Consider the following 16,648-nt stretch of genomic DNA (forward strand, 5'->3'; position numbering starts at 1 on the left):
TCTTTATTTATTCATAGCCTTCACCTAACAGATTCGGCAAAAATTGAGCTTGTTGGATTCGTTTGACACGTGTTTCAATACGTCCATCACTATATAATTCAATTTCACGCCAGCCCGGTTGTAGTGTATCTAAGGCAAAGCTATTGCTATCAGGCTTAAATTGGATACAGGTAGATGGCGTTGCCATTACTTTGTAGCCTTTCCATTCGCTATCTACCGCTTGGTGAATATGACCATATAAAATGCCTTTCACATTATTAAATGGCGATAACGCATAGGCTAAATCTAAAGAATTGCGTAAATTATGCTGATCTAGCCAAGCAGAGTTGGTAGACAAAATATGATGATGTAGCACCACCAAAGAATAACGTTCAGGATAATCTTTTAGCTTGGACAATAACCAATCAATTTGATATTGTCCTAACTGTCCGTGAGGCACACCAAAAACTTGGCTATCAAGCATTAAAATTTGCCAATGTTCGCCAATTAACAAATGTTTGAATGGGTTAATATTGCCATGAGTATGATTCAAAATATCAAACATTTTTGGCTGAAAATCGTGATTGCCGGGGATCCAAAACACCATTTTCTCAAGTATTTGCACCATTTTACAGAAACGGAGATACCCCTCACTACTGCTATCTTGTACTAAATCCCCTGTTGCAAGGACAAGTTCATAATTAAAATTGCTTTGTTTAATTTCACTTAATACTTGGCTGAAACTGGCTTGTGTATTAATACCAAGTAACTCACCACTTTCATCCTTAAACAAATGAGGATCTGTAATCTGCACCAAACGGACAACTTCTTCTTCCGTTGGGTATGTATAAGTATTCATAAAAATACTCTCTCCTCTTGTTAATTTATAATACATCGCTATACGTTACAAACTTCAAAAAAATTTGCATTACCTAAATTTGAAAAATGTTAACTGGATCATAGTTTATGGCTAAATTTCTGATGAAAATTCGATTCAGCTCACATTTTTTTCCATTGTTTCTGTAAATCAAGGTAATTTAGTTGTAGCCATAATAAGCCTGTAACCGCAAGTCCATTATCAATCTTACCATTGCAAATCCATTCATAAGCGGTTTGACGGGGGATCACGTGAACACGAATATCTTCATTTTCATCTGCCAATCCATGAATGCCTTGTGCCTTACCACTATCTACCTTGCCTACAAATAAATGAATACGCTCTACAATGCCACCAGGGCTATCCCAAAACTGCATCACTTCACGCAAATGTTCTACTTGTACGCCTGCTTCTTCTTGGCTTTCTCGTTGGGCAACCTCATTAGGCAACTCACCTTCTTCAACCATACCTGCAATGAGTTCTAATAACCAAGGAGATTGACTAAGCTGTGGATTATAAGCCCCTATGCGTACTTGCTCCACCATCACCACACTATCCACATCAGGATCATAAGCGACCACCACAGAGGCCGCACCTTTTACGAGCAATTCACGGGTTACCACCCCACTTTCACCACCGGCAAAAAGTTTATGCTTAAAATAGACTTTCTTTAAATTAAAAAAACCGTCATAAAGCGGTTCTTCCTTGATAATTTGAATATCTTGCTGAGTAAATTGTTGCAAATCAGACATAAACAATCCTCGTTATAAATTGTTTGCTAAGAATACGCCAGTTTTTTACAAAAAAAAATGTAATTCTTCTTACTTTTGTTGAAAAATTTGACCTTGTTCACAAAATTTTTTCTTAATAGGCTAACTTTTTCTCAATCGATCTGAACTGACTAAAAATAATGCCACAACCATTAGCAAAATCGATCCAGAAAAGAGTAATGTATTCACTGGGCTAGAATGATCGACAATAATTAATCGCACCATTGCGGTAATTCCGATATATAAAAAATAGCGTAACGGAAAATGATAGTCAGTTTTAAAATATTTCACGATCAGGGCAAGAAACTCAAAATATAAAAAATACACAACGATTTTTTCGACCAACAAATAGGAGGCTTCTTCTGAATGCTCAAATAGCACTAATGCTAAGCCATAGGTTTCTTTGGCAAGAAAAATCACCAAAATTAAGGCAAGAATTAATAAGGAAATGTTTAATGTCCACTGCAAAAGCGAAGAAATTGCTTGTGGGAAATAATTTTTTTCATTCATCGTGATTCAATCAAATAAAAAAGTGAGTAAAAATTTGTGGTAGGCGTTCAATCAGTAAAGCTTTTCCAGCCACCTCTTCATCTTGCCAAGCTTGCAATAATATTTCAGGGCTAAACATTTGGCGAGCCTGCTCGGCTAAAGGTAAATAGCTAATATGCCAAGGTTCATAGCCAATCTGCAGACGTGCTGGCATATTAGAAAAAGGGAAATAAAAATCAAAGATTTGTACATTTTCTTGTAACCATTGACTCAGTTCCGCAAAATATCCCCCTTGTTCATATTCCCAAGGCTCTAATTGTAACTGCTGATGTTGGGGTAATAAATGAGGATCAAAAACATCAATTTCAGTTCCCCAATGATGCCGACTTCCGCCCGGTAATGCTGACCAGCGTAAAATGGCTTGACACTTTTGCCAATCAGAATAATTCGCTAGCGCTAAGGCTTCCCCCTGATCATTATGCACCTTTCGTTTTCCTTCAAATTTTTCATTCCAAATTCGCTGTTGTCGCTGAAAATCCCGAAAACTACTGGCAGGCTGTAAATTAAAGCCATTTTTGACCGCACTTTGCTGTAATGCTTGAAAGGCCTTTACAGCATCAGGCTGAAGGAAATGTTGAAGCGAAAACGGACAAGGTAAAGAAACTAAATGCTCACGAGATTTTCCCGTGAGCATCGCAGATGTTAATGTTTTTGCCATAAATTCTCCTTATTTCGCATTTAGCAAATTGATGAGCATTTGCTGATACACATCACCTAATGTGGCAAGATCTTGACAACTTACACATTCATTAACTTTATGAATCGTGGCATTTAATGGCCCAAGTTCCACCACTTCGGCGCCCATTAAGGCGATAAAACGTCCATCGGAGGTGCCACCTCCCGTTTCAAGTGCGGGGGTAATTTTGGCAATTTTTTCTAAGCTATCCACGACAGCATTCACTAATTTACCCGGCTTTGTTAAAAAAGGTTTACCCGATAAATTCCACTCAATGCGATAATCAAGTTGATGCTTTTCTAGCATTTGCTTTACGGTTTGCTTAATTAGCTCGTCCGTTACTTCAGTGCAATAGCGTAAATTAAACTGCACATAAAGCTCGCCGGGGATCACATTATTACTGCCTGTTCCTGCTTGAATATTGGCGATTTGTAAGCTAGTTGGCGGGAAAAACGCATTACCCTGATCCCATTGGTAGGTGGTTAATGCTTTTAAAAAATCAACGGCTTTATGCACGGGGTTATCCGCTAAATGAGGATACGCAACGTGTCCTTGTACACCTTGAATATAAAGGTTACCTGTAATCGAACCACGGCGACCATTTTTTACTACATCACCTAATTTTTCAGCACTTGAAGGCTCACCAACTAAACAATAATCAATCAGTTCACCTCGTTCCATCAGGGTTTCCACCACGCGTACTGTACCATCTTTTGCCGCGGCTTCTTCATCAGACGTAATTAGCAATGCAATCGTTCCGGGGTGATTTGGATTGGCTTTCACATATTGCTCTGCTGCAACCACCATTGCGGCTAATGAGCCTTTCATATCAGCTGCACCACGTCCATAAAGCATATCATCAACAATTTGTGCGGAGAAAGGGGGATAATCCCATTGCGTTTCATCACCCACTGGCACCACATCAGTATGCCCAGCAAAGGCAACCACAGGGCTTTTTGAACCGTGTTTTGCCCATAGATTTAATGTATCATTAAAAGGTAGCCATTCAATCTCAAAGCCCAATGCTTCTAAGCGCGTAGCAATAAGTTGCTGACAACCTCGATCATCTGGACTAATAGAAGGACGTTGGATCAACTGCTGTGCTAAAGTAACGATTGTGTTTTTCATTATTTAACCTTTCTTATTTACCAAAAGCCTTTGCGTATGCTGCAACGTCAAAACCGATTAACGCAATGTTATCTTGTAAAATAATTGGACGTTTAATTAGCGTAGGCTGTTCTGCTAATACCTTAAGTGCGGTGCTTTTTGATAGATTTTTTTTCACCTCTTCCGCTAAATTACGCCAAGTAGTACTGCGTTTATTCAGCAAATTTTCCCAACCAAATTGGCTTTCTGCTTTTTCCAACCAAGCCTGTTCTAATCCCTCTACACGATAATCGTGTAAACGATGCTCAATCCCATTATCTATTAGCCATTTCAAGGCTTTTTTCACTGTATCGCAGTTTTTTATACCATAAACTGTAATCATTTTTTGTCCTTTCCTAAAGCTTCTCACATAAATGTAAATATTCAATTGTAGAATTAGCGCTATAAGAGCGATTTTTAGAAGTATCTGAACGAAAGCGTTGATAATCTATAGAAAAGCAATCATATCTACCGTATTTGCTCATTATTTGTTTTATTCGTTCTAAGCTCATCAACCCCTCATTATTGTAACTCAAAAATATATATTTAAATTTTGCTGATTGTATTAATCGTTCAAACTCATCTTCAACATTAGATCTACTGCAATATTTAGATCTCACATAATCTCTTAACCCTGTTTTCCCTTTAGGCTGAAATTCTTTGTATTCTGAAATTGTATTTAGCAAATGATAATTTGCTCCATATTGCCTCGCATTATAAGGAGGATCTAAATATAATATATCTCCTTCAATCCGATTAATTAAATTATTGGCGTTTTCATTATAAACCTTATGAGAATTTGAATTTATTTCAAATAAAGCAGGCTCAATAACTAATTCTTTTTGTGCCGATCGTTTAATTTTTTTCAAAAAAGCGCCATAGACAGAAGCTGTATTAGCTATTTTATCGGCACTTTCAAGTAAAGAGCATAGTAAAAAGTAATATTGGCTATCTGATATGAAGTATTTATTATACCAGTCTTCTATTCTTTTTCTAATTGCATCTATTTTCTTCCCATTATTCTCTGAAAAATAAAGACGATTAGCTTTTCCATTTTCAGAATATTCTTCAAAAATAAACCCAGGGATCCCTTCTAAATTATTTAATTCATCTAATAACGCTTCATACGATATAGAGGTATGATTTTCTATATAATTCTTATTTAGAATATAACTATACAACTCTATATCGTTACTAATAACCTGTTTAACTAGAGGTTTAAATTTTCTACCAATAATTCCCGTACCAGCAAACATATCACAAAATACCTTATCAGATAGTTCATATCCAACAACAGATGTTATTCTATCAAAAATAAAGTCTGATAATTTATTCTTTGAGCCAATATAATTCATTATTCCTCGTCATCTGGATATAATGTTTTAAACACAGAATCAATTGCTTGATGTGCAGCTAATTCACTTACTTTCTTAATTACCGTTTTTCTATACTGCACAGGATCATATTGATAGCAACCTATGCAACCAAGTTCATCATTATAATTCTCATTTCCTTCATAAAAATCATATGGATTACCTTTAATGTTTTTAGCACTCCAACGAATATTGGTTTCTTTACAGCGTTTGCATATTTGCCTTTTTATATCATTCGCAGCTTTACATAGAGGTTGGAAATCATCTAAAGATTGAGAATTCATATCTGAGACTCTCAAGTCATTCTTTCGTCCATCTTTATGATCGATTTCAATTTTTGTATTTTCTGAAAATCCTTTTACTCCTAACATCACACAAGGTTTATCTTTATAGTGATTTTTAATATCTGACCTAATTGCTTGACTAAAAGAATTCTGAGTATTAAAACCGTTTAATCTAATAGCATCAATACCATTACCTGAAGAACGACTTTTATCTGTCTCTACAATATATTCTTTTGCTAGACTAGAGCTACCTCTTCCCCAGCTAAACCCATTTCCTAGCTGAAGTTCACTATAATTACCAATAAACTCATTGACAAATACCCATCTACTTACACCTTTATCATCTGGATTAGCTAATTCAAGGAATAGATCTTTTTTTGATTTTCTCTTCATTTTAATTTCTTAAAAACCATTATATATTCATGTTTAAACAAAAAATAATCACTTTTTAATGCTCTATATCTCCAAATATCTTGTTTACCAAGCTTTCCTCGATTTCCTTCTATATTTTTTACCACAATTCCTTTAAGCTTAACTTTAAAATGCTTTCGTATTGCATACATTAAGTAAAACCCCAAAGGAATAACTTCACTATTCTTATAAACGTCTCCGATAACAATAGCAAAATATCTATTCTCTGCAAGAAAAGAGAATGCATTAGCTATTACTTGAGTAAATTTATTAATAAAAATATTAAGATTGGATATCTGAGATAAATCTTCCGTTCTATCAGTAAATTTAATGATATCCATATAGGGAGGATGAGCAATAAAGAAATCTATTTGATCCTTATTCAATTCTTTTAAATTACTTGATAAACACTCAGAAAAAAGACAAGAATTTGAGACATCATAATGATTAATAAAATATTTGATAGAATCTGATTCTTTCATTTGAGATCTTACATAATCAATAATAGATTGATTAATATCAAACCCTATGAAATTTCTATTCAGACTTTCACATTCATATAGAGTAGTTCCACTCCCCATAAATAAATCTAAAACCGTATCTCCTTCTTTAGTGTAACGTTTTATTAATTGATAAGGAATTTGAGGAATAAAATTCCCATGATAAATATTCTTATGTTTACCTTTTTTATCCCTCTCGTTGAATAACCAAAGGCTCTCTACATTAATATCTGTAGATTTCCAATCTTCTTGCATCATTATTTCAACAAATATGCTCTTAATGTCGCAAAATCATTGTCCATTTCATCAGAAAGTAATGGCAATTTATTGTGTTTATCCAACGCTTCAGGTAATGGAAGTTCAAGGGATAAAATTCGTTCGACACTTTCTTTGAATTTTGCTGGATGTGCGGTACAAAGGAATAACCCCGTTTCTCCCGGTTGTAAATCTTGTTTCAATACGCCATAGGCAATTGCACCGTGTGGTTCACATAAATAGCCTTGGTTATTCATTGCACGTAATGTTTGTTCGGTCTGTTCATCATTCATTGCTACAGAATGAAGATCAGATAATTCCCAATGATTGCGTTTAAATAACTCTTCTACACGTGGCCAGTTATTCGGGCGACTCACATCCATCGCATTGGATAAGGTTGCAACGGTGTCATTTGGCGCCCATTCGCCAGTGCGCAAATAACGTGGTACCGTGTCATTCGCATTAGTTGCGGCGATAAAACGTTTAATTGGTAATCCCATTGTTTTAGCGATTAATCCTGCTGTAAGGTTACCAAAATTGCCACTTGGTACAGAAACCACAAGATTTTCACGCGCTGCTTTAGGAAGTTGCGCCACCGCTTCAAAATAATAACAAACTTGTGCCAATAAACGACTAATATTAATCGAGTTGGCTGAATTTAAACCAATCGCTTGACGTAGCTCAGCATCATCAAATGCTTGTTTTACTAAGGCTTGGCAAGCATCAAAATCACCATTAATGGCGATAGTACGAATATTTCCACCTAGGGTACAGAATAATTTTTCTTGTAGTGGGCTGATTTTTCCTTTGGGATATAAAATCACCACATCAATATTTTCTAAACCATAGAAAGCGTGCGCCACAGCCGCCCCTGTATCGCCTGATGTTGCCGTTAAAATGGTGATTTTGCCATCTCCACGCACAGTCGCGAGCGCTTGTGCCATAAAGCGTCCACCAAAATCTTTAAATGCAAGGGTAGGTCCATGAAATAATTCTAAAGCATAAATATGATCTTCAACTTTTTCTACTGGTGCAGGAAAAGTAAAGGCATTTTTAACCATTTGGGCCAATTTATCCGCTGGAATTTCATCACCAATTAACGCCCCTAAAATTTTTTGACTACGTTCAACAAGCGGTAAATCAAGTAAAGCATCAATATTCTCTAAGTGTGGAATAATTTGCGGAAAAAATAAGCCTTGATCTTTGCCTAATCCTTGACGAACTGCCTGTGCGAAATTCACTTGTTCTTCGGGGTGTTTGATGTTGTATAAATTCATAATTAATCCGTTTGAGTTTTGATTTTGTCTAAAATTTTTTATCTTTGATAATTGATAACAGGTTTCGCTCGTTAAGCAATTTAGTTTCTTTTGCTTACCCCAAAAAAAAGTAAGCAAAGAAAAGGGAACCTGCGCAAACCCCTTTTCTCGTTTTATTGCCATTTGGGCAATTTATCTGGGCGTTTAGCCCAATTCCCTTGCGCCCTGATTATCTACCTTACAAACATGGACGAAGCCTTCGTTGTTTTGTAAATAATGGTTTTCTAAATAAGTGGCTACTTTACTTGCCGTTCCTAAATCAGGGGCAATAGCAAACATTGTTGGCCCCGATCCAGAAATACCAGAGGCTAATGCGCCCAAATCACGTACCGCTTGTTTTACTTCCGCAAAATTAGGTAATAATGCTTCACGATAAGGTTCTGCAATCACATCTTTCATCATATATGCAGCGAGTGCTTCTTGCTGTGTATGACAAGCATGAACAAAACTACCTAAATGACGACCGTGCGTAATCACATCTTGACGTGTGTAGCTCTTCGGTAAAATCGCACGTGCTTCAGAGGTTGAAACTTCAATACCCGGGTAGGCCAACACCCAATACCAATTGTCAAAAAAAGGTAATTGCTGACAAATATTGCCGAGAGATTGTACCATTAATTGCACCCCACCTAAATAACAAGGGGCAACATTATCATAATGAATTGAACCTGAAATACGCCCTTCCAGTTCCCCCATCATTTCTAAAAGTTCCATTTTAGAAAAAGGCTCATTATGAAATTTATTTAATGCCACCAACGCCGCCACAATAGAACAAGCACTTGAGCCTAAACCTGAGCCAATTGGCATATTTTTTTCCAATGTTAGGCGTAATGGCTTGATTGTGCCATTGCGTAGTTTTAACCGTTCACTAAATAATACATAAGCTTGATAAACAATATTTTTTTGCGGTTCTTTTGGCAATTTACGCACAAAATACCCCGCACTTTCTAATTCAAAGCCTTGCTTGATTTCTTCTATTTGTACGACATCACCCAGTAATGAGCCATCAATAGGTGATACAGCCGCACCCAAAGTATCAAACCCGACACTAATATTCGCACTTGAAGCTGGGGCGTAAATTCGTAACATAAATGCTCCTTAATGATGTAATGTTCTTAAAATATCCGCAAAAATACCGGCTGCAGTAACGGCATTCCCCGCCCCATAACCACGTAATAATAATGGAATAGGTTGATAATAACGGGTGTAAAATGCAAGGGCATTTTCGCCATTTTTCACTTTATATAGCGGATCATCTTGCCCTACTGCCACAATAGACACTTTACATTTTCCGTTTTCAATTTGTCCGACATAACGCAAGACTTTACCCTCTGCTTTTGCTTTTTCTACACGATCATTAAACTCGGCATCAAGCTGTGGTAACATTGCCATAAATTCATTCACCGATTTACCTTCCGCAAATCCTTTTGGTAACACGCCTTCTACCTCTACATCGGTTAATTCCAATTGCATTCCTGCTTCACGTGCTAAAATAAGCAATTTACGTGCCACATCTTGCCCTGATAAATCATCTCGTGGATCGGGTTCAGTAAAGCCTTTTTCTCGTGCGAGTGTGGTTACTTCAGATAATGACAAACCTTCTTCTAACTTACCAAAAATAAAGGAAAGTGAGCCTGATAAAATACCGCTAAAACGAATTAACTCATCACCTGCTGCGAGTAAATTTTGCAGATTTTCAATCACAGGTAAACCAGCCCCAACATTTGTTTCATATAAAAATTTATGCTGGCTTTGGCGTGCGTTCTCACGCATTAAATGATAATAGGCAAGTTCTCTTGTGTTGGCTTTTTTATTTGGTGTAACCACGTGGAAGCCTTCACTTAATGCCCGTGCATAAAGCCCAGCCACACTTTCAGCAGAAGTACAATCAACAAAAACCGGATTCACCACGTGATGTAATTTAATAAAAGAAAGTAACACATCAAAATCAGAAGGCTGTGTCGCATTTTCGAGATCCTCTTGCCAATGGGCTAAATTTAGCCCATTTGCATCAAGTAACATTTTATTTGAATTTGCAATAGCGCAAACTCGAATCTCAATGTCCTTCTTTGCTAAATAATCACGCTGATTTTTTACTTGTTCAATTAATTCACTTCCCACACCGCCGACACCGACAAGAAAAATATCTACCACTTTTTTATTGTTAAAAAGTGCTTGGTGAGTTGCTTTTACCGCTTCAATCGCTTTATTTTGCGGAACAACAGCAGAAATTGACCGCTCAGAAGAGCCTTGTGCGATTGCAACAATACTGATATTCGCTTGAGCTAGGGCAGAAAAGAAACGCGCGGCAATCCCTTTCGCCTGTCGCATTCCTTCGCCCACGACAGAAATAATCGAAAGATCTTTAATCACCTCAATCTCTTCAAGATCTTGATTTTTAAGTTCTTGGGCAAATTCCACTTCTAAGGCATTTTTAGCAATATCAACCGCTTTTACCGGCACACAGAAACTAATGCTATATTCAGAAGACGACTGAGTAATCAAAATAACCGACACTTTTGCTTTAGACATTGTTGAGAACACGCGCGCTGCCATTCCCACCATTCCTTGCATTCCCGGCCCTGATACATTGAACATCGCTAAATTATCTAAATTCGTGATCCCTTTTACTTGTAATTGTTCAGATTGTGCATTGCCATCAATAATTGACCCTTTGGCTTCAGGGTTACCGGTATTTTTAATTAAACAAGGGATATTGGCTTGGACAAGTGGCCCGATAGTCCGTGGGTGGATCACTTTTGCACCGAAGTAAGAAAGTTCCATTGCCTCACGATAAGAAAGGCTTGGCAATAGGCGTGCATCAGGAACCAAACGAGGATCGCAAGTAAACACGCCATCTACATCCGTCCAAATTTCACAAACAGAAGCATTCAAACACGCGGCTAAACAGGCAGCAGAATAATCCGACCCATTACGCCCTAATAGTACAAGTTCCCCCTTATCATTACCTGCGGTAAACCCTGCCATTAATACAACATTTTTCTTTGGAATACGAGTGGCATCAATACGTTTGGTCGATTCCTCAATATCCACAGAGGATTCTAAATAACTTCCTTGTGCCAATAATTTTTCCACCGGATTAATCACCGTTACTTCGTAACCACGTGCTTCAAACCACGCTTTCATCATTGCAATAGATAATTTTTCACCACGGCAATCAATGGTTGCTTTTACCGCATCGTCTAACACGCCTTTGGCACGAATTTCGGCTAATAATTCTGCAATTTGTGCAAATTCTGCATCAATCACGGCCTTACAACCGGCAAGATCAAACTTCTCATTTTCTGCATATAACCCATTAATAATGGTATAGAAAATTTCACGTGCTTGATTAAAATCGGTATCGGTAGGAAGGTTTTGGCTGGCTTTTTCAGAAAGGGCAACAAGATAATTTGTAATCTTCGCAGGCGCAGATAATACCCCTGCCGCTTGCTCTTCTAAATGAGCTTTTTCAATCAATCGGGCTGCTTGCGAAAAGCGTTCTGGATTGGCAAGCGATGTGCCACCGAATTTTAAAACGCGCATAGAAATCTCCTAAAAATAATGTTGTGAAAGTTAAAATACTTATAAAAAAACCCGCACTTTAGAATGCGGGTTTCTTGTGTTCCTGTGTTTAACGCACTACCCCGCCCCATTCATTGTAATAATGGTAATCATCGTGGTGGTAAGCATTGTGATAGTACGTTGCATTGTCAATTTTTTCTTAATAAAAAATGTGCTGTTAGAAATACCGAAATTTTCACGCCTTGTCAAATAGAAAATGAATAATATAGAATATTTCCTTAATGTTTATAAAAAATAGGTTATTCCCGACAATGGATATTCAACATAATTTGCAACAGGTACAACAACATATTCAGCACGCTTGCCAACAAGCACAACGTCATTCAGCAGAAATTACCCTCCTTGCTGTGAGCAAAACCAAACCGGTCGAAGCCATTCTTACGGCTTATCAAGCTGGACAACGTCAATTTGGTGAAAATTATGTCCAAGAAGGGGTAGAAAAAATTCAACAGCTTGCTGACAACCATTTAGATCTAGAATGGCATTTTATTGGCCCATTGCAATCAAACAAAACACGTCTTGTTGCGGAACACTTTGATTGGATGCAAACCCTTGATCGTAGCAAAATTGCAGATCGTTTAAATGAACAGCGTCCTCATTATAAAAAACCACTGAATGTCCTTATTCAGATAAATATCAGTGATGAAAAAAGCAAATCAGGTATTCAGCCTACGGAAATTTTGCCTCTCGCAGAGCATATCAAAAACTTACCGCACTTATGTTTACGAGGGTTAATGGCAATTCCCGCACCGACCACCGATATTGCACAGCAAAAACACTCCTTTCAACAAATGCAACAGTTATTCCAGCAATTACAGCAGGCGTTGCCTGAATGTCAAATTGATACCCTTTCGATGGGAATGTCTGATGATCTGCATTGTGCCATTGAATATGGCGCAACAATGGTTCGTGTCGGAACGGCAATTTTTGGGGCAAGAGATTATAAAGCCTAAACTGTATAATGCTTTTTTATTCACGCTATGGCATAATGCCTGTTCGTTTAAGCAAATAAGGGGATAAATAATGCGAATTTTACATACAATGTTACGCGTGGGCGATTTAGATCGTTCAATCAAATTTTATCAAGATGTATTAGGTATGCGTTTGCTACGTACCAGTGAGAATCCCGAATATAAATATACCCTTGCATTCCTTGGCTATGGTGATGAAGAGACGTCTTCCGTTCTTGAGCTGACTTATAACTGGGGCGTCAATGAATACGAGCTAGGTAATGCCTATGGTCATATTGCTATTGGTGTTGATGACATTTATGCGACTTGTGAAGCCGTGCGTCAAGCTGGCGGTAAAGTAACCCGTGAACCCGGCCCTGTAAAAGGCGGGAAAACCGTGATCGCGTTTGTTGAAGATCCCGATGGTTATAAAATTGAATTTATCGAAAATAAAAACGCTCAAGCTGGCTTAGGCAATTAACCCCTTAAGAGTTATACAAAGTGCGGTGAAAATTTCACTTAAATTTTACACCGCACTTTCTATTAATAAATAATATGATGACTGATACTCCCACAGAACCGATAAACTATAATTTATTAAAGCACCGCTTTCGTGGTTATCTCCCTGTTGTGATTGATGTAGAAACCGCAGGCTTTAATCCACAAACAGATGCGTTATTAGAATTAGCCGCGATTACACTAAAAATGGACGATGAGGGGTTACTGATCCCTGATCAAAAATGTCATTTTCATATTAAGCCGTTTGAAGGGGCGAATATTAACCCAGACTCATTAAAATTTAATGGCATTGATATTGATAACCCATTGCGAGGGGCAATTTCTGAAAATATCGCAATCAGTGAATTATTCAAAATGGTTCGTCAAGCACAAAAACAAGCAGAATGCCAACGTGCAATTATTGTGGCGCATAATGCCACCTTTGACCAAAGTTTTCTGATGGCAGCGGCAGAACGTGTAAAGGCAAAGCGTAACCCTTTTCACCCTTTCGCAATGTTTGATACCGCAACCTTAAGTGGTTTTATGTTTGGACAAACTGTTTTGGTAAAAGCTTGCCAAGCGGCAAATATCCCCTTTGATCATAAACAAGCACATTCAGCTTTATATGATACAGAACGCACAACGGAATTATTCTGTTATATGGTCAATCACCTTAAACAACTTGGTGGTTTCCCTCACCACATCACAGAATAAGTGCGGTAATTTTTTTATTTATTTTTTCTATTATTTTAAATAAGGACTATGCAATGTTACTCTCTAACCCTGTTGTTATCTCGATCATTGTATTGCTTGCATTAAGCCTATTGCGTATCAATGTGGTTATCGCCTTGATTATTTCCGCATTAACGGCTGGTTTATGCAGTAATCTTGATCTTAGCCAAACAATTCAAACCTTCACAGGTGGCTTAGGTGGCGGTGCCGAAGTGGCAATGAACTATGCTATTTTAGGTGCTTTTGCTGTTGCAATCTCGAAATCGGGCATCACCGATCTCCTTGCCTTTAAAGTTATCCAAAAATTAGGCCATTCGCCAACAGGGCTTTCAATGGCAGGCTTTAAATATTTTATTTTAGCCGTGCTTGTAATTTTCTCTATTTCATCACAAAACTTATTGCCTGTGCATATTGCCTTTATTCCCATTGTTATCCCTCCACTTTTAGCTATTTTCAATAAACTTAAGCTAGATCGCCGTGCGGTTGCTTGCGTGCTAACCTTTGGTTTAACCGCAACCTATATGCTTTTACCGGTGGGATTTGGGAAAATCTTTATTGAAAGTATTTTAGTAAAAAATATTAATCAGGTTGGCGAACCACTAGGCTTACACACTAGTGTTGGCGAAGTCTCTCTTGCTATGGGCTTACCTGTTATCGGAATGATCTTAGGCTTGCTCACGGCGGTATTTATTACTTATCGCAAACCGAGAGAATATGCGGTGGCAGACAAAACACTTAGCACCGCTGAAATTGAACAGCATATTGCAAATATTAAACCTTTCCACGTCATCGCAAGCCTCATTGCGATTGTGGTTACCTTTGGCTTACAGTTGTTTACCGATTCCACCATCATTGGCGGTTTAGCTGGTTTAATCATTTTTGCCCTATGTGGTATTTTCAAACTCAAAGAAAGTAACGATATTTTCCAACAAGGCTTACGCCTTATGGCAATGATTGGCTTTGTGATGATTGCAGCCTCAGGTTTCGCAGCGGTAATCAATGCCACAGGTGGCGTAACTGAATTAGTTCAAACCTTCAGCCAAGGTTTAGGGGCAAACAATAAAGGATTAGCCGCATTCTTAATGTTAATCGTTGGATTATTTATCACAATGGGCATTGGCTCATCTTTCTCAACGGTACCAATTATTACCTCAATCTATGTGCCACTTTGCTTAACCCTTGGCTTCAGCCCACTTGCAACAGTCTCTATTGTTGGTGTCGCTGCGGCACTTGGTGATGCAGGCTCACCGGCTTCGGATTCTACATTAGGCCCAACATCAGGCTTAAATATGGACGGCAAACACGATCACATTTGGGATTCCGTTGTCCCTACCTTTATTCACTACAATATCCCACTCATTATTTTTGGTTGGATTGCGGCAATGTATTTATAAGTTATGTTATACACAAAATAAGCAGTAAAAGGACATCACAAGATGTCCTTTTTTATGCGATAATTTTCCACTGTGTAAATCTCACTAAATCAATATTGAACAGAAAGATGAACAAAACCCAACTTATTCAAGCATTACGCCAAAAAATAGCACAATGCTACCAACAATATCCCGTATCAGACACACAAAAAATCTATGCAAAATTTGACCGCACTTTATTTAGTGAAGATTTTCAACATTTCAAATTTTATCGCACAGAATTAAACAACACACTCGCCCAAATAGAACGTTTGCAAGAAAACGAACACACTCAGTGTCAATTTTATACTGAAAAACTGCTCGCCCAGCTACAAGCCTTATTAGATGCCCTCAAACAACACAAAAGAAGAGATAAAAAAACCTTTACTAATCCTTCTCCACAATCGGCTCAAAATAAACAACAGCACGCCATCCATCGCCTTCCACCAAGAGAACGATTAGCTAAATATTACGAAGCCTTACAAGCATTAAACCAAAAAATCGCTCACCAGCAAGATCAATATATCCAAACACAAAACGAATTAAAAAAACAACAGCTTCAGCAACTTATCCGCCACACAGAACAACGCCGTACCCGTTGTTTAGAAGCGATTGAATTATTAGAAGAGCATTTAGATAATACGCAATAGAAAATATAGCCGTATCAAAACACAGGCTTTATTTTTCAGAATAGGCTTTCCATTTTAACATTCGCTCAATAATTGTGATTAATTCTGCGCGTTCATAACTGTCTAAACCGTGCAATAATTGTTCTAATTGTCTTGCTTGATCCATTGAACGATTACTACTACTTGTTAATAAATCCGCAATTTCACAATGAAAGATTTCTGATAATTCTAATAAACGCAAAATATTAGGTACAGACTTGCCTCGCTCCATTCTTGACACCGCATCATTACTAATATCTAAAATTTCTGCCAACTGTGCTTGGGTTAATCCTACCGCTTGACGATATTTTGCAATCGCTTGACCTATTGTAAGTAATAGCTGTTCATCTTTATCAAGCATTGTTCTCTCTCCTTATAATGAAGAGAGAATAATAGATATTGACTTCTATACATAAATAGCGGAACATACTTACATTAGATCTTTAACATCTAATATTATATTTATTACAAATCTATTTTTGAGCGAAAAGCGAAAAGCGAAAAGCGAAAAGCGAAAAGCGAAAAGCGAAAAGCGAAAAGCGAAAAGCGAAAAGCGAAAAGCGAAAAGCGAAAAGCGAAAAGCGAAAAGCGAAAAGCGAAAAGCGAAAAAATTTTTATTGGACGACACAACCTGACGCAAGTCTTTTTTTAACTTAATTTAGAATAA

At 37.5% G+C, this 16,648-nt stretch carries 18 protein-coding genes; 5 read left to right on the plus strand and 13 right to left on the minus strand.

Features of this window, described 5'->3' with window-relative positions; translation table 11 throughout:
- Nucleotides 1-7: 7 nt before the first annotated feature.
- The 12 genes from cpdA to thrA all read right to left on the minus strand — a co-directional run bounded on the left by cpdA (nucleotide 8) and on the right by thrA (nucleotide 11,682).
- Entirely contained in the window at nucleotides 8-838 is an 831-nt protein-coding gene (gene cpdA / locus L4F92_RS08525) for a 3',5'-cyclic-AMP phosphodiesterase (RefSeq protein ID WP_250363415.1), read from the minus strand.
- Between the two features lie 140 nt (nucleotides 839-978).
- Nucleotides 979-1,608: an ADP-ribose diphosphatase gene (gene nudF / locus L4F92_RS08530; RefSeq protein WP_250349708.1), complete on the minus strand. Its 630-nt coding sequence runs from the start codon at nucleotides 1,606-1,608 to the stop codon at nucleotides 979-981.
- 120 nt (nucleotides 1,609-1,728) lie between these two features.
- On the minus strand, nucleotides 1,729-2,136 hold the full coding sequence (gene psiE / locus L4F92_RS08535; RefSeq protein ID WP_250363416.1) for a phosphate-starvation-inducible protein PsiE: 408 nt from the start codon (nucleotides 2,134-2,136) through the stop codon (nucleotides 1,729-1,731).
- Nucleotides 2,137-2,146: 10 nt separating this feature from the next.
- On the minus strand, nucleotides 2,147-2,833 hold the full coding sequence (locus L4F92_RS08540; protein WP_250363417.1) for a M15 family metallopeptidase: 687 nt from the start codon (nucleotides 2,831-2,833) through the stop codon (nucleotides 2,147-2,149).
- Nucleotides 2,834-2,842: 9 nt separating this feature from the next.
- Complete coding sequence (gene dapE / locus L4F92_RS08545; protein ID WP_250363418.1) at nucleotides 2,843-3,979, minus strand: succinyl-diaminopimelate desuccinylase; 1,137 nt, start codon at nucleotides 3,977-3,979, stop codon at nucleotides 2,843-2,845.
- A gap of 13 nt (nucleotides 3,980-3,992) precedes the next feature.
- Nucleotides 3,993-4,340 carry an ArsC family reductase gene (locus tag L4F92_RS08550; RefSeq protein ID WP_250363419.1) on the minus strand — a complete coding sequence of 116 codons (348 nt, stop codon included), beginning with the start codon at nucleotides 4,338-4,340 and terminating at the stop codon, nucleotides 3,993-3,995.
- A 13-nt stretch (nucleotides 4,341-4,353) separates the two neighbouring features.
- Entirely contained in the window at nucleotides 4,354-5,352 is a 999-nt protein-coding gene (locus tag L4F92_RS08555; RefSeq protein WP_250363420.1) for a DNA adenine methylase, read from the minus strand.
- Nucleotides 5,352-6,047, minus strand: a complete 696-nt coding sequence (locus L4F92_RS08560; protein ID WP_250363421.1) for a restriction endonuclease — start codon at nucleotides 6,045-6,047, stop codon at nucleotides 5,352-5,354. The genes L4F92_RS08555 and L4F92_RS08560 overlap by 1 nt, the downstream gene beginning before the upstream one ends.
- Nucleotides 6,044-6,823, minus strand: a complete 780-nt coding sequence (locus tag L4F92_RS08565) for a DNA methyltransferase (RefSeq protein ID WP_250363422.1) — start codon at nucleotides 6,821-6,823, stop codon at nucleotides 6,044-6,046. Before L4F92_RS08565 ends, L4F92_RS08560 begins: the two co-directional genes overlap by 4 nt.
- Nucleotides 6,823-8,097, minus strand: a complete 1,275-nt coding sequence (thrC, locus tag L4F92_RS08570) for a threonine synthase (RefSeq protein WP_250363423.1) — start codon at nucleotides 8,095-8,097, stop codon at nucleotides 6,823-6,825. Before thrC ends, L4F92_RS08565 begins: the two co-directional genes overlap by 1 nt.
- A gap of 183 nt (nucleotides 8,098-8,280) precedes the next feature.
- Nucleotides 8,281-9,225, minus strand: a complete 945-nt coding sequence (gene thrB / locus L4F92_RS08575; protein WP_250363424.1) for a homoserine kinase — start codon at nucleotides 9,223-9,225, stop codon at nucleotides 8,281-8,283.
- 9 nt (nucleotides 9,226-9,234) lie between these two features.
- Nucleotides 9,235-11,682, minus strand: a complete 2,448-nt coding sequence (gene thrA / locus L4F92_RS08580) for a bifunctional aspartate kinase/homoserine dehydrogenase I (protein WP_250363425.1) — start codon at nucleotides 11,680-11,682, stop codon at nucleotides 9,235-9,237.
- Nucleotides 11,683-11,972: 290 nt separating this feature from the next.
- Between thrA and L4F92_RS08585 the strand changes: the two genes are divergently transcribed.
- From L4F92_RS08585 to priC, 5 genes are all read left to right on the plus strand, one after another.
- Nucleotides 11,973-12,674 carry a YggS family pyridoxal phosphate-dependent enzyme gene (locus L4F92_RS08585; RefSeq protein WP_250363426.1) on the plus strand — a complete coding sequence of 234 codons (702 nt, stop codon included), beginning with the start codon at nucleotides 11,973-11,975 and terminating at the stop codon, nucleotides 12,672-12,674.
- A gap of 70 nt (nucleotides 12,675-12,744) precedes the next feature.
- Entirely contained in the window at nucleotides 12,745-13,152 is a 408-nt protein-coding gene (gloA, locus tag L4F92_RS08590) for a lactoylglutathione lyase (RefSeq protein ID WP_250349699.1), read from the plus strand.
- Between the two features lie 77 nt (nucleotides 13,153-13,229).
- Nucleotides 13,230-13,883 (plus strand): ribonuclease T, encoded by a 654-nt coding sequence (gene rnt / locus L4F92_RS08595; protein WP_250351661.1) that lies wholly within the window; start codon nucleotides 13,230-13,232, stop codon nucleotides 13,881-13,883.
- 53 nt (nucleotides 13,884-13,936) lie between these two features.
- Nucleotides 13,937-15,295: a Na+/H+ antiporter family protein gene (locus L4F92_RS08600; RefSeq protein WP_250363427.1), complete on the plus strand. Its 1,359-nt coding sequence runs from the start codon at nucleotides 13,937-13,939 to the stop codon at nucleotides 15,293-15,295.
- A gap of 107 nt (nucleotides 15,296-15,402) precedes the next feature.
- Nucleotides 15,403-15,963 carry a primosomal replication protein PriC gene (gene priC / locus L4F92_RS08605; protein WP_250363428.1) on the plus strand — a complete coding sequence of 187 codons (561 nt, stop codon included), beginning with the start codon at nucleotides 15,403-15,405 and terminating at the stop codon, nucleotides 15,961-15,963.
- Between the two features lie 28 nt (nucleotides 15,964-15,991).
- Here priC and L4F92_RS08610 read toward each other — a convergent pair whose 3' ends face one another.
- A complete protein-coding gene (locus tag L4F92_RS08610) occupies nucleotides 15,992-16,342 on the minus strand; it encodes a helix-turn-helix domain-containing protein (RefSeq protein ID WP_250349696.1) in 351 nt (116 codons plus the stop codon).
- Nucleotides 16,343-16,648: the final 306 nt, after the last annotated feature.

This window comes from Avibacterium sp. 21-595, assembly GCF_023611905.1.
In the GTDB taxonomy this organism is placed as follows: domain Bacteria; phylum Pseudomonadota; class Gammaproteobacteria; order Enterobacterales; family Pasteurellaceae; genus Avibacterium.